Below are 13,747 nucleotides of genomic sequence, written 5' to 3'. Positions count from 1 at the left end.
AAGGGCTCCTTAGTTGAGGATCTCGGTCAGCATGCGCTCCACTCCCTGCTGCCAGGGCGGCAGTTGCAGGCCAAAGTTCAGGCGCAGTTTTTCGCAGGACAGGCGGGAATTCAAGGGCCTGCGCGCGGGCGTGGGGTAGTCGTCGCTTGATATGGCGTGGATTTGGTCCGCCGCTACCTTGATGGGAGTCCCTGCGGCCCGAGCGAATGCAATCACATGCTCAGCATAGTTGTGCCAACTCGTTTCACCGGCTGCAACAGCGTGATAAGTGCCGCTCAGTTCGGGGTTTCGCTGGCATGCAGGTAGCATTTGGGCCGTCAGGTCTGCCAACAAGTCGGCACCAGTTGGGGCACCAATTTGGTCGGCAATCACTCGCAGTTGCTCACGTTCAGAAGCCAAGCGAAGCATGGTCTTGGCAAAGTTGGCGCCGCGAGCGGCATAGACCCAGCTGGTTCGCAGAATCAAGTGCTCGCATCCACTGGCTCGAATGGCTTCCTCGCCGGCCAATTTGCTGCCCCCGTAGACTCCCAAGGGGCCGGTAGCCTCGTCTTCCTGGCGGGCATGTGCGCCGCTGCCATCAAAAACATAGTCGCTGCTGTAGTGGACCAGCCAAGCGTTCAAGTCGCGCGCCAACTCGGCAAGCAAGCCAGGCGTTGCGGCATTGATTTGCCAGGCCAGGTCCCGGTCAGACTCCGCCTTGTCCACAGCAGTGTAGGCTGCGGCGTTGACGATGATCTGCGGTGCGAACTGGCGTACGCGGCTAAGCAAGGCATCGCTTTGAGCCAAGTCGCCCCCGTTCAATCGGTCCAAGGCCAGCACCTCGCCCAGCGGGGCGAGTGAGCGTTGCAGTTCCCAGCCGACTTGGCCGTTCTTGCCCAGGAGCAAGATTTTGGGGTAAGGCCTCATGCCTGGTATTGCTGGGCAAGCCAATCTCGGTAGGCGCCGCTTTGCACGCGAGCCACCCATTCAGGATTCGCCAAATACCATTCAACGGTCTTGCGTATGCCGGTGGCGAATGTTTCTGCCGGACGCCAACCCAGCTCACGCTCAATCTTGCGTGCATCGATGGCATAACGACGATCATGGCCGGGGCGATCTTTCACATAGGTGATCAAGCGCTTGTAGCTGCCAGCCGCATCAGGACGCAATTCATCGAGCAATTCGCAAACCGTGTGCACGATGTCCAGATTGGTCATCTCATTCCAGCCGCCGATGTTATAGGTTTCGCCAACACGACCACCCGCCAGAACGGCGCGAATCGCCGCGGCGTGGTCGGTCACATACAACCAGTCCCGAACGTTCTTGCCGTCGCCATAAATCGGCAAGGCCTTGCCGGCCAGAGAATTGACGATCATCAGCGGAATCAACTTCTCGGGGAAGTGAAAAGGACCGTAATTGTTCGAGCAATTGGTGGTCAGCACCGGCAGGCCATAGGTGTGGTGCCAAGCTCGAACCAAATGGTCGCTGGCTGCCTTGCTGGCGGAATAGGGGCTGTTGGGTTCGTAGGTCTTGGTTTCAGCGAAGGGCGGATCCTGTTCCGTCAGTGAGCCGTAGACCTCATCGGTCGACACATGATGGAAACGGAAACCTGCTTTGGCTTCGGCGCTCAGTTCGCTCCAATAGGCTCGGGCGGCTTCCAGCAAGGTGTAAGTGCCTTCGATATTGGTGCGCATGAAGGCGCCGGGGCCGCTGATGGAACGATCCACATGGCTTTCAGCGGCGAAATGCACCAAGGCTCTGGGCTTGTGCTCGGCCAAGAGTTGGGCGATCAAAGGACCGTCGCAGATATCCCCTTTGACGAAGAGATGACGCGCATCGCCTTCCAGGCTGGCCAAATTTTCCAGATTGCCGGCATAGGTCAGCGCGTCTAGCGTGACCACCGGCTCATCCGAGGCTTTCAGCCAGTCGAGAACAAAGTTACTGCCGATGAAGCCGGCACCGCCGGTCACAAGAATTGTCATACCGGGCCTTCTCGGTTGCTCTTTGCTTGATCTCTACTCTGTTACAGACGCCAAACGCGAAGTCCTGCGCTTTCCAGAGCCTTTTGGTCGAACGCGGCCTTGACGTCAATAAAGGCTCCGCCCGGCACCAGCTTGGCTGCGAGGTCCTTGCTGCTCAATTGCTTGTAGCTCTTGTGAGCCACGGCCGCCACAATGGCATCAGCCTTGGGCAGTTGCTCCCAAGTGACCGGTCGCACCCCGTATTCATGCACGGCCTCGTCGGCATCGGCATCCGGGTCAGTGACGATGACCTCAACGCCATAGCTCTTCAATTCGGTGATGATGTCGATCACCTTGGAGTTGCGAAGATCTGCGCAGTCTTCCTTGAAAGTCAGGCCCAGCACATTGACCTTGGCGCCTTTGATCGGAGATCCTGCGGCGATCATCTGTTTGATGGTTTGCTCGGCGATGAATTTGCCCATGCCGTCATTGATGCGGCGCCCGGCTAGGATCACCTGGGGGTGGTAGCCCAACATATCGGCTTTGTGGGTCAGGTAGTAGGGATCCACGCCAATGCAGTGGCCGCCCACCAGACCCGGCTTGAACTTCAGGAAGTTCCACTTGGTGCCTGCAGCTTCCAGCACTTCAGAGGTGTCGATGCCGATCTTGTCGAAGATGATGGACAACTCGTTCATCAGGGCAATGTTCAGATCGCGCTGGGTGTTTTCAATCACCTTGGCGGCTTCGGCCACCTTGATGCTGGCGGCACGGTGCACGCCGGGAAGAATGATTCGCTCATAGACCTTGGCCACGGTATCCAAGGTTTCAGGCGTGTCACCCGAGACGATTTTCAGAATCTTGGTCAGCGTGTGTTCTTTGTCGCCGGGGTTGATGCGTTCGGGCGAGTAGCCGATGAAAAAGTCTTGCTTCCATTTCAGGCCGGACTCACGCTCCAGCACCGGAATGCAAACCTCTTCAGTGGCACCCGGGTAGACCGTCGACTCGTACACAACGATGGCGCCCTTCTTGAGGTTGCGGCCCACGCTGGTGCTGGCGCCGACCAAGGGGCGGAAGTCAGGGATATGGGCTTCATCGACGGGCGTGGGCACGGCCACGATGATGACGTCGGCTTCGGCCAAGCAGGCGGGGTCAGAGCTGTACTCGGCGTGCGGCGAGTGGCTCATTTCTTCATCGCTCAATTCGCGCGAAGGGTCGGTGCCGGCTTGACATTTGGCGACCTTATCTTTGGCAATGTCAAAGCCGATGGTCCGACCATGTTTACCGAATTCAATGACCAAAGGCAGGCCGACATAACCCAAACCAACGACGGCGATGACGCTCATGAATCTATTCCCTAGCTAATGATGAAATGATCAATCAGTGTGGCGGTCTTCAATTGCGACCGTATGTGTCTTCAAAACGCACAATATCGTCCTCGCCCAAGTACGAGCCAGACTGGACCTCAATGATTTCCAGCGGCACCTTACCCGGATTGGCCAGCCTGTGAGTCTGGCCAAGTGGGATGTATGTGCTTTGGTTCTCGCTCAGCAACAAAACTTTGTCGCCATTGGTGATTTCGGCAGTGCCAGAAACCACAATCCAGTGCTCGGCGCGGTGATGATGCATTTGCAAGCTCAAGCTGGCACCTGGTTTGACCATGATGCGCTTGACTTGGAAGCGCTCACCCGAGTCGATGCTGTCGTACCAACCCCAAGGGCGGTGCACCTTGCGGTGCAGTGTTTGCTCGCCGCGCTTCTCGGCATCCAGCTTGGCGACAATTTTCTTGACCTCTTGGCTGCGCGAACGGTCGCTAACCAAAATTGCATCCGGTGTTTCCACCACGACCACGTCTTGGAGGCCCACAACGCTGACCAAGCGACTGGTGGCGTGCACCAAGGTGTTTTGGCAGTCGCTGAAAATGGCGTCGCCCTGGGCTGCATTGCCTTGAGCATCTTTTTCGGCCACCTGCCAGACCGCTTCCCAGGCGCCTAAATCGTTCCAGCCTGCATCCAGTTCCACCATGCGCAAGGCGATGTCGCTGCCGGGGCATCGCTCCATCACTGCATAGTCCACTGACTCCGACGGGATGGCTGCGAACTCTTCTTTGCCGGGGCGAACGAATTTGGCGTCCACCTTGCGTTGCGCCCAGGATTTACGGGTGGCCTCAGCGATATCCGGCCGGAAGCGTTCCAGGGCTTTCATCCAAACACTGGCGCGCAGCACAAACATGCCGCTGTTCCAGAAGTAGTGGCCGTCGGCCACATAGCGCGCAGCCGTCTCAGCGTCAGGCTTTTCTACGAACTCCGCGACAGCCACTTCGGCGCCTTCGGCCTGTGAGCGGATATAGCCATAACCCGTTTCGGCTCGGTCCGGTGTGATGCCGAGAATCACAATGGCTCCACCGGATGCTTGACGAATGGCCTTCTGTAACGCCGAGGTGAAGGCCTCGCCGTTACCAACAGTTTGATCGGCCGGTGTGACCACCAAGACAGGGTCTTCGCCACTTTCAAGCGCCTGCAAGGCGGCGAGAGTCAAGGCCGGCGCGGTATTGCGTCCCATGGGCTCAAGCAGCACGCCGCAGGGTTCGATGCCGGTTTCACGCAGCTGGTCCAAAACTAGGAAGCGATGCTCTTCGTTGCCAACAATTTCTGGAGGTTTCAGCTGGATATCGTCGGTCGCCAGTTGATTCAAGCGATGAGCGGCTTGCTGAAACAAGCTACTGTTGCCAGCCAAAACCAAGAACTGCTTCGGATAGCCAGCCCGCGATAAGGGCCAGAGCCTAGTGCCGCTTCCGCCAGCCATGATGACTGGTTGTACTTGAATAGCTGTCATGACGTGCTTTCTATACTCGACATGAATCAGTTGGCATTGAATCCATTCGGATTCAGGCTCTGCCAACGCCAGCTGTCCTCACACATCCGGGCCAGTCCATGCTGGGCCTCCCAGCCCAGTTGGGAGCGGGCCAAGGTCGGGTCTGCGTAACAAGCGGCCACATCCCCGGGACGGCGAGCGACGATGTCATAGGGCACAGGCCGGCCGCTGGCCGCCTCATAAGCCCGCACCAAGTCCAGCACGCTATAGCCCTGACCTGTGCCCAGATTGGTGGTGATGGATTGAGAGCCCGCCAACAGGAAGTTCAAAGCTGCCACATGCCCTTCGGCCAAATCAAGCACATGGATGTAGTCGCGCACGCCGGTGCCGTCGGGCGTGTCGTAATCATTGCCAAAGACCTGCAGGCGAGGGCGACGGCCAACGGCCACTTGGGCCACATAAGGCATCAGGTTGTTCGGTGTGCCGCGCGGGTCTTCGCCGATCAGGCCGCTTTCGTGGGCGCCCACCGGATTGAAGTAGCGCAGGGCGGCGGTTTGCCAGCTTGGGGCTGAAGCCCCCAGGTCGCGCAGAATCGTTTCGCCCATCAGCTTGGTCGCGCCATAAGGGTTGACGGCGGACAAGGCCGCATCCTCCCGCAAGGGCAAAGACTCGGGCACACCGTAAACCGTGGCGCTGGAGCTGAAAACAATGCGCTGACAGCCATGCCGCCGCATCGTTTCGCAGGTGTTGACCAGCCCGCCCAAGTTGTTGCGGTAGTACATCAAGGGCTGGCTGGTGGATTCGCCCACTGCCTTGAAGGCCGCGAAATGCACCACGGCGGCCGGTTTGTGGCGTTCAAACACACTGTCCAAGGCGGCTGCATCGCAAACATCGGCTTTCTCGAACTCTGGCGTTTGGCCGCTCAGGCGTGTCAAGCGATTCAAGACCTCGGGCGAGCTGTTGACGAAGTTGTCAACGCCGACCACGCGGTAGCCTGCGGCTTGCAACGCCAGCCAGGTATGGGAGGCGATGTAACCGGTGGCTCCGGTCAGCAAAACGGTAGCTTGGCTCATGACTCAGTACAAAATGATTTGGCCATAGCAGCCATAGCTGTTGGCGTCATAGACGTTGAACAAACGGTCACTGTCGCGCGAGGACTTGTTGTACTGGCAGCCCGCCGTGATGCCCCGCGAATACTGCCAGCGCAGGCCCAGATTGAAAGACTTGTCGCGGTCGAATTCGTCGACCGCTTGGCTTTGGCCGCTTGAGTTGGTGATGTCACTCTTACTGAAAGCCACCCCGGCGCTGAGGAACAATTTGCCGGTCAATTCGTAACTGGCATTGACTTGCAAGGCATTGGTCAATCGATCCCGGTCGGCGCTGGTATTGGTGTTGATGAAGGAGGTTTCCAAGCCGGTGTCGCGACTGATCGAAGTAGAGAGATTGAGCTTGGCCGTAGGCTGCCAATTCCAGCTCAGTGCTCCCGTAACGCCGGAGAAGTCGTATCCGCTGCCTGCCTTAACTTTAGAGCGACCCGTGCTGACGCGCCCATCCAAGCTGCTGGCTCCACTCAAGACCCAGCGACCAGTGAAGTCCAAGTCCTTGCGTTCGAACTCGTGAGCTTCGACTGGGATGGACACGATGGTGGGCTTGCCATTCAGCAACACCAAGCCTTCGCGCGCATAGGCGGGGTATCGGTCATTGGTCAGGCGGCCGGCAAGACCCAGGCGCAGATCAGGGTTGGCTTGGTAGACCAAGCCCAGCGAGTAGCGATGCTGGGTGAATTCATAGGCATCGTATTCGGCGGCACTGTAGCTGCGAGTCCTGTAGCCGGCGCCAACTTCGAGCGAAAAGCGCGTGACCAGTCCGATGCGTGCCACGCCGTCGAGTTGGTTGTTGTTTTCGATGTTCTGTTTGCGAATTGGCGTGGCGCCGCGCTCGGTATAGGTACTCAGATTGCGGCTGCTGTTGACACTGATGGTGCCTGACAGGCGTTCAATGGTCGACCAGTCCAAGCCGCCTTTGACCGAATAGCCGAGGTAGTTCAGGTCGGAATTCTTGCTGTAGCGATTGGTATTGATGGAGGCATCGCCAAACAGGCGTTGCCGGCCGAAGCTTTGGTTGATGCCGGCCAGCAGACTGGCCGTGGCCACGTTGTCGTCGTTGGGCGCGCCTGCCGTGCGATAGATGTTTGACACATGGTTCAGGGCCAAGGAACCGCCAACGTAATAGGGGTTGGAGTCGGCAAGGACAGCCGTGCTGCCCGCGAATCCTCCGACCATTAAGGCGGCCAGTCGTGTCAAAGGTACTTTTGCAAAGGACATGAATTTCCTAGGAAATAGGGGGCAGCGGCCAAAGGGTCAAACGCCGAAACTGAAATCATCAAGCCATCAACAACGGGTGGTCAGTAAGCGTTGCGATCAAAAAGCATCAAGCGGGCGGTGCGCACAATAATCTGCAAATCAAGCGCCAAGGACCAGTTGCGAAGATATTCCAGGTCATATTCAACGCGCGCCTTCATTTTATCGATGGTGTCGGTCTCGCCCCGCAGGCCGTTGACCTGGGCCCAGCCGGTAATGCCGGGCTTGACTTTGTGCCGAACCATATAGGCCTTGATCAGCTTTCGATACTCTTCGTTATGTGCCACGGCGTGAGGGCGCGGACCCACAATGCTCATGCGTCCTTGCAACACATTGATGAATTGCGGCAATTCATCCAATGAAGTGCGTCGAATGAAGGCGCCGAACTTGGTGATGCGGGCATCGTCCTTGGTCGCTTGCTTGACCACGGGTCCGTTGTCCTGTGCTTTCATTGAGCGAAATTTGTAGACGATGATTTCTTCCCCATCCAGACCATTGCGGCGCTGTTTGAAAATAATGGGGCCGGGTGAACTGCGCTTGACGCCGATGGCGATCAACAAGAGGATGGGCGAAATCAAGACTAGGATCAGGCTGGCCAAGACAATATCGCTGATCCGCTTGATCAAATCGTTGGTGCCGGTAAACGGAGTTTCACAAATACCCACCACCGGCACGCCATTCATGTCTTGCAAGCGGCCTTGAATAATGCTGATGCCGAAAACATCCGGTACGAAAAACAGTGAAGCTGTGGTGCCCTGAATTTGCTCCAGCAACTGCACGATGCGCGGCTGCGAACCCAAGGGCAGGGTGATGTAGACCTCGCGCACGCTGTGCTGGCGAACATAGTCGCTCAAGTCTTTCAGCATGCCCAGCAGGTGGGGTGTGGCTTCGGGATGCAGGCGCTCGTCTTGGCGATCGTCAAAATAACCGAGGAAGTCGATGCCCTTGTCTGGGCCGTCGCGTAGCGCCCGAGCCACCTTGGCGCCCAAGGGGCCGCCGCCCACAATCACCACGCCACGCCGAGTGGCGCCGGCGCGTCGTCTGCGCTCAAAACGGCCCAACTCAATGGCAAGGATTTGCGCAACGGGGGTCAGCCCCGCCCACCAATAAAGCACCTGATCTTCGAAATAGCCCATGCTGTTAGTGGCGTAGCCGCACAAGGCCAGGATCACCAGCAAGGCCATCCAAGAGCCCAGCACATCAATGATGGCGCTGGTCCTGTTTTCGGTGAAACGATTGCGACCCGGAAAGGTCAGGGCGAAGACCAAGAGGCACAAGGTCAGGCTCGAACGCAGGATGGGTTCGCCAAAGAAAGTGCTTACAGCCAGGTAGCACAGCACGATGATGCTGGGCTCCAAAAACGCGGCAATCAGGGACTCGACGGACTGAGGTGCGCTGTAAAACGTTCTTTTGTAACTTCTATCCTCGAACATCGTTCCCCTCGCTCCTTGCTGCCTGTTTGGCTTATGTGCTGATTGGTGCGCTGATGACTGCGCCAACGGGCGTGCTTACTACTTTTCTGAACAATAGACTCTTTGGCATTGGGGTCAGCCCCAGCACCAGTCCCTTCGGAAGTGGCGCTGATTCTCGCTCAACTATGTGAGCCCTCTCTTCACCAATGACCCCTAGTTCAGAAGAACTGACCGACTGCCTACAATCCCCGAATGCTTCAAACTTGGATTGCCTCAATGACGCCGGCCGTACAGGATCGCATGATCCTGTTGCTCAATCATGTCATTTCCCGCGAAACCCATGCGATGGCCCGTTTGCGGCCATTTGCAGGGCGGCTTGTTGTTTTCCACCTGCAGGGCTGGCCAGCGGCCTTGCCTCCCGCACCAGATTTGGTCATGGGGCTGACACCCGCCGGACTGTTTGAGCGTCTCGATGCGACACATCTTGCCGGCGGCGAGGTGCTCACCATCGAATTGGATGCCTCCAACCCGGCCTTGATGGCTTTAGGCTCTTTGCTGGGTGAGCGACCGCGCGTGTCGGTTCAAGGCGATGCAGCGCTGGCCGGCGAGATCAGCTGGCTGATGGAGAACCTGCGTTGGGATCTCGAAGATGATCTGGCCGGCTTTTTGAGCCCAGCCGCGGCCCATCAACTGGCCGCATGGGGCCGAGCCACCGCCAGCGCAGTGGCGACGCTGGCGCGCGGCATCAAGGCCCGCGGTCCGGTTGGACGCGGCGCCGCATGAGGTACTTCGCCCGCCTGTTCGTCATTGTTTGGACGATTCTGCGCTTCGGGCTCGATGAGTTGGCCTTGTCGGGGCTGCGGCGGCGGCGTTTTCGTTTGCTGCGCCGCGCCATCTCGGTGGGCCGCAGTTGGGATCAGCCGCGTGGCGTGCGTCTGCGTTTGGCCTTGGAGCATTTGGGGCCTATCTTCGTCAAATTCGGCCAGGTCTTGTCCACCCGTCGCGATTTGGTGCCGGAAGACATGGTCGAAGAACTGGCCAAGCTGCAGGACCGGGTGCCGCCGTTCCCGGCCGCTGAGTCGCGAGCCTTGGTTGAGAAGGCCTTCGGGCGGCTCGTTGAGGAGTTATTCGGCAGTTTCGATGCTGAGCCGGTGGCCAGTGCCTCAATCGCCCAGGTTCACTTCGCCACCCTGAAGGACGGTCGGGAGGTCGCGGTCAAGGTCTTGCGGCCCGGCATGCTGGACACCATCGATGACGATTTGGCGCTGCTGCGCACCGTGGCAGTCTGGGTGGAGCGTCTTTCGGCTGACGGCCGACGCCTGAAGCCGCGCGAGGTGGTGGCCGAGTTCAGCAACTATTTGCACGACGAGTTGGACCTGGTGCGCGAGGCGGCCAATGCCGCGCAACTGCGCCGCAATATGACCGGGCTGGACCTGGTCATGGTGCCCGAGATGATGTGGGATATGTGCAGCTCCGACGTCATCGTCATGGAGCGTATGCACGGCGTGCCGATTTCGCAGCTGGAGCGCCTCAAGGATGCCGGCATCGACATTCCCAAGCTGGCGCGTGACGGCGTCACCATCTTTTTCACCCAGGTGTTTCGCGATGGCTTCTTCCATGCGGACATGCACCCCGGCAATATCCAGGTCAGCTTGAATCCGGCCACCTTCGGCCGCTATATCGCGCTGGATTTCGGCATCATCGGCACGCTCACCGAGGTCGACAAAGAGTATTTGGCGCAGAACTTCATTGCCTTCTTCCAGCGGGACTACAAGCGGGTCGCCGAGTTGCACATCGCCTCGGGCTGGGTGCCGGCCGGAACAAGGGTCGATGAGTTGGAAAGCGCGGTGCGCGCAGTTTGCGAGCCGCATTTCGACCGCCCCTTGAAAGACATCTCCCTGGGCCAAGTGCTGATGCGCTTGTTCCAAACTTCGCGTCGCTTCAATGTAGAGATCCAGCCGCAGTTGGTGCTCTTGCAAAAGACCTTGCTCAATATTGAAGGCCTGGGTCGGCAGCTGGACCCGGAGTTGGATTTGTGGGCGACCGCCAAGCCATTTCTTGAGCGTTGGATGAATGAGCAGGTCGGCTGGCGTGCTTTTGTGAATCAGATCAAGAAAGAAGCACCGCGCTATGCACAGCTCTTCCCCGAGCTGCCGCGCCTGCTGCATGACGCGCTGAAACGCCAGGCCTCGGGCGATGAGGCTCAGGCGATGCGGCTCTTGATTGCGGAACAACGCCGCACCAATCGGCTCTTGCAAGCCCTGCTCTATGGTGCTGTGGGCTTCACTTTGGGGCTTTTGGGGGCCAATGTCTTGATGCGGGTCCACCCGCTGTTTTGAGGTCGATGGAGGGGCCTGGAAAGCGGCCCTGATCGCGGCCTTGAAACGGCGGCGAGCCTTTAGAGGCCTTAGCTTGGTCTGATGCGCGGCGCTTCTTGCATAATCCGCGCCGATCCGTTTTGCCGACCCCTATCCAACCCCAAGAGTTCTCCCCATGAACACCACGCTGATCGTCTTCGTTGTGATTTACCTCTTGGGCACCTTGGCGCTGGGTGTTTGGGCTGGCACCCGCATCAAGAACACCAGTGACTTCGCCATCGCCGGCCGCAGCCTGCCGCTGATGATGGTGATCACCACCACCTTCGCGACCTGGTTTGGCGCAGAAACGGTGATGGGCATCCCCGCCAAATTCGTGCAAAGCGGGCTGGGCGCTATTGTGGAAGACCCATTCGGCGCCGGCACTTGCCTGATCCTGGTGGGCTTGTTTTTTGCCACCAAGCTGTACCGCCAGAACCTGCTGACCATTGGCGACTTCTATCGTCAGCGCTACGGCAAGGGGGTGGAAGTTGCCTGCTCCACCGCCATCATCCTCAGCTATCTGGGTTGGGTGGCCGCGCAAATCACGGCTTTGGGCCTGGTCTTCTCAGTGCTGACGCAAGGCGCGATGAGCGAGACGGCCGGCATGATCGTCGGCACCCTGGCGGTGCTGATCTATGTGGTGGTGGGGGGCTTCTTGGCCGTGGCCTGGACCGACTTCATCCAGATGATTGTCTTGGTAGTGGGCATGTCCATCATTGCGGTGTTCTCGGCCGATCTGGCAGGCGGAACCGACAAAGTCTGGGCCATGGCGCAGAGCCGCGACCTGTTCCGCTTCTGGCCTGAACCCACCTTCACCGATGTGGCCATGTTCGTCGGCGCGGCCGTCACCATGATGCTGGGCAGCATCCCGCAGCAAGACGTGTTTCAGCGTGTGATGTCGGCCAAAGACGAGAAGACCGCTCGCAATGGCGCGGTCATCGGTGGCATCAGCTACATCTTGTTTGCTTTCGTGCCCATGTTCATCGTGGCCAGCTCGGTGATCGTGATGGGCCAAGAAGCCCTGGATATTGCCCGCGATGACTATCAAAAGCTCCTGCCGGCCTATGTCCTGTCCAAGATGCCCTTGGTGATGCAGATTCTGTTCTTTGGCGCTTTGTTGTCCGCTATCAAGAGCACTTCTTCGGCCACTTTGCTGGCGCCGGCCACCAGCTTTGTTGAAAACATTCTGAAGAACCTGCGCCCACAGATGCGTGATCGCGAGCAACTGAAGGCCATGCGCTTGACCATCGTGGTCTTCGCGGCGCTGGTCTTGGCTTATGCCATTGCGATGAAGGGCACCTCGATCTTTGAATTGGTGGCCTCGGCCTACAAGGTGACCTTGGTGGGGGCGTTTGTGCCGCTGGTGTTCGGCCTGTACTGGAAGCGCGCCAGCACCCAGGGCGCCATCTTCTCCATGGCAGCAGGTATCGGCACCTGGATTGCCTTCATGCCACAAATCAATCCGCTGGGCGAGGTGTTCCCCGAGCAATTGGCCGGCTTGCTGGCCAGCGTCCTCGGCATGCTGCTGGGCAGCCTGGCGCCGCAATGGCTGCGCAATCGCCAAGAGCACAAGGCCCACGTGGCCGGTTTGCCCGACGAAGCCTCGGCTTGAATTGGGCCTATTTGCCCAGACATCTGCCTAGGTTCGCGGCGCATCGAGATCGCAGGATCCGGCGCTTGACGGGCTCGCCTCTATAATTTCGCCTTTTTGTTGATCAACGGGTTCTAAGACCATGCCGATCTATGCCTACCGCTGCAGTACATGCGGTCACGCCAAAGATGTGCTTCAGAAGATGTCTGACGCACCGCTGAGCACCTGCCCGGCCTGTGGCGCTGAATCTTTCCAAAAGCAAATCACTGCTGCCGGCTTCCAGCTCAAGGGCTCGGGCTGGTATGTGACCGACTTCAAGGGCGGCGCTGGTGCCGGCGCAGCCACAGGAGCGGCGACCGGGGCCACCGCGGCCGCGCCGAGCGCAGCGGCTGAATCGGCGGCTCCGGCTGCTGCGCCAGCCGCCGAGGCTTCGTCGTCATCGTCCTCCGGCGGCGGCACGGCCTGTGGCGGCTCTTGCGCCTGCCACTGACGCTTTTCTCTCGCTAGGACCCTTGTGAAAAAATACATCATCACCGGCCTCTTGGTCTGGCTGCCTTTGGCCATCACCATCTGGGTGCTGTTGTGGGTGTTGGGCTTGATCGACGGGGTGTTCACCTCTTTGTTGACGGCCTCGCAAGCGGTGCTGCCGGCCTCGATGTCGCACAACATCGACGAGCTGCGCCACATTCCCGGCCTCGGGCTGCTGATCTTGGTGGGCGGCATGGCTTTGACCGGCATGTTCGTCGCCAATATCTTCGGCCAGTGGTGGCTGAAGCAATGGGACCGGCTGCTCTCCAACATCCCCATCGTCAAGAGCATTTACAGCTCGGTCAAACAGGTGTCCGACACCTTGTTTTCCAGCAGCGGCAATGCTTTTCGTGAGGCCGTGTTGGTGCAGTATCCGCATCAGGGCAGTTGGACCATTGCTTTCGTGACCGGCAAGCCCGGTGGCGAGGTGGCCGAGGCCTTGGGTGAAGAGCATGTCAGCCTGTATGTGCCGACCACGCCCAACCCCACCTCGGGTTTCTTTTTGATGATGCCGAGGAGCAGCGTGCGGCCCTTGAAGATGAGTGTGGACGCGGCACTCAAGCACATCATCTCGATGGGGGTGGTGGCGCCCGAAGGTGCAGCTGTCGAAGGCCCAGAGCACGCACGAAATTAGCCGGGTTGAGCGCCCCGGCACGCGCTCAACCCTGAGGGCTTGGAACACAGCCTGCCAGCGCCTCCCTACCGAATGAAGACGGCTCAAGCGCAATCCATGAAGCGCTGAGCAGAA

At 59.0% G+C, this 13,747-nt stretch carries 12 protein-coding genes; 5 read left to right on the top strand and 7 right to left on the bottom strand.

The window, feature by feature from the left end:
• Nucleotides 1-9: 9 nt before the first annotated feature.
• From rfbD to LNV06_RS05585, 7 genes are all read right to left on the bottom strand, one after another.
• The gene (gene rfbD, locus LNV06_RS05615) at nt 10-906 is read right to left on the bottom strand and encodes a dTDP-4-dehydrorhamnose reductase (protein ID WP_263537225.1); all 897 of its coding nucleotides are present in this window, start codon (nt 904-906) and stop codon (nt 10-12) included.
• The gene (gene rfbB / locus LNV06_RS05610; protein WP_263537224.1) at nt 903-1,961 is read right to left on the bottom strand and encodes a dTDP-glucose 4,6-dehydratase; all 1,059 of its coding nucleotides are present in this window, start codon (nt 1,959-1,961) and stop codon (nt 903-905) included. The genes rfbD and rfbB overlap by 4 nt, the downstream gene beginning before the upstream one ends.
• A gap of 41 nt (nt 1,962-2,002) precedes the next feature.
• Nucleotides 2,003-3,283 (bottom strand): nucleotide sugar dehydrogenase, encoded by a 1,281-nt coding sequence (locus LNV06_RS05605; RefSeq protein WP_263537223.1) that lies wholly within the window; start codon nt 3,281-3,283, stop codon nt 2,003-2,005.
• A 49-nt stretch (nt 3,284-3,332) separates the two neighbouring features.
• Nucleotides 3,333-4,742 (bottom strand): mannose-1-phosphate guanylyltransferase/mannose-6-phosphate isomerase, encoded by a 1,410-nt coding sequence (locus LNV06_RS05600; RefSeq protein ID WP_318013440.1) that lies wholly within the window; start codon nt 4,740-4,742, stop codon nt 3,333-3,335.
• A 56-nt stretch (nt 4,743-4,798) separates the two neighbouring features.
• Nucleotides 4,799-5,824, bottom strand: coding sequence for a UDP-glucose 4-epimerase GalE (gene galE / locus LNV06_RS05595; protein WP_263537221.1), 1,026 nt, complete (start codon nt 5,822-5,824; stop codon nt 4,799-4,801).
• A gap of 3 nt (nt 5,825-5,827) precedes the next feature.
• Nucleotides 5,828-7,075, bottom strand: a complete 1,248-nt coding sequence (locus tag LNV06_RS05590; protein ID WP_263537220.1) for a porin family protein — start codon at nt 7,073-7,075, stop codon at nt 5,828-5,830.
• Between the two features lie 80 nt (nt 7,076-7,155).
• Nucleotides 7,156-8,544 carry an undecaprenyl-phosphate glucose phosphotransferase gene (locus LNV06_RS05585; RefSeq protein WP_263537219.1) on the bottom strand — a complete coding sequence of 463 codons (1,389 nt, stop codon included), beginning with the start codon at nt 8,542-8,544 and terminating at the stop codon, nt 7,156-7,158.
• A gap of 231 nt (nt 8,545-8,775) precedes the next feature.
• On the opposite strand from LNV06_RS05585, the gene LNV06_RS05580 reads away from it, so the two are divergent.
• The 5 genes from LNV06_RS05580 to LNV06_RS05560 all read left to right on the top strand — a co-directional run bounded on the left by LNV06_RS05580 (nt 8,776) and on the right by LNV06_RS05560 (nt 13,633).
• On the top strand, nt 8,776-9,306 hold the full coding sequence (locus tag LNV06_RS05580; protein WP_263537218.1) for a hypothetical protein: 531 nt from the start codon (nt 8,776-8,778) through the stop codon (nt 9,304-9,306).
• Nucleotides 9,303-10,862, top strand: a complete 1,560-nt coding sequence (ubiB, locus tag LNV06_RS05575) for a ubiquinone biosynthesis regulatory protein kinase UbiB (protein ID WP_263537217.1) — start codon at nt 9,303-9,305, stop codon at nt 10,860-10,862. The genes LNV06_RS05580 and ubiB overlap by 4 nt, the downstream gene beginning before the upstream one ends.
• 154 nt (nt 10,863-11,016) lie before the next feature.
• Nucleotides 11,017-12,492 carry a high affinity choline transporter 1 gene (locus LNV06_RS05570; protein WP_263537216.1) on the top strand — a complete coding sequence of 492 codons (1,476 nt, stop codon included), beginning with the start codon at nt 11,017-11,019 and terminating at the stop codon, nt 12,490-12,492.
• A gap of 121 nt (nt 12,493-12,613) precedes the next feature.
• Complete coding sequence (locus tag LNV06_RS05565; RefSeq protein ID WP_263537215.1) at nt 12,614-12,961, top strand: FmdB family zinc ribbon protein; 348 nt, start codon at nt 12,614-12,616, stop codon at nt 12,959-12,961.
• Nucleotides 12,962-12,985: 24 nt separating this feature from the next.
• Entirely contained in the window at nt 12,986-13,633 is a 648-nt protein-coding gene (locus LNV06_RS05560; RefSeq protein ID WP_263537214.1) for a DUF502 domain-containing protein, read from the top strand.
• Nucleotides 13,634-13,747 lie beyond the last annotated feature (114 nt).

The sequence above is a fragment of the Paucibacter sp. Y2R2-4 genome (assembly GCF_025717535.1).
GTDB lineage: Bacteria > Pseudomonadota > Gammaproteobacteria > Burkholderiales > Burkholderiaceae_C > Paucibacter_A.
Note: the sequence above shows the minus strand (reverse complement) of the source record. Positions and strands in the feature narration are given on the sequence as shown.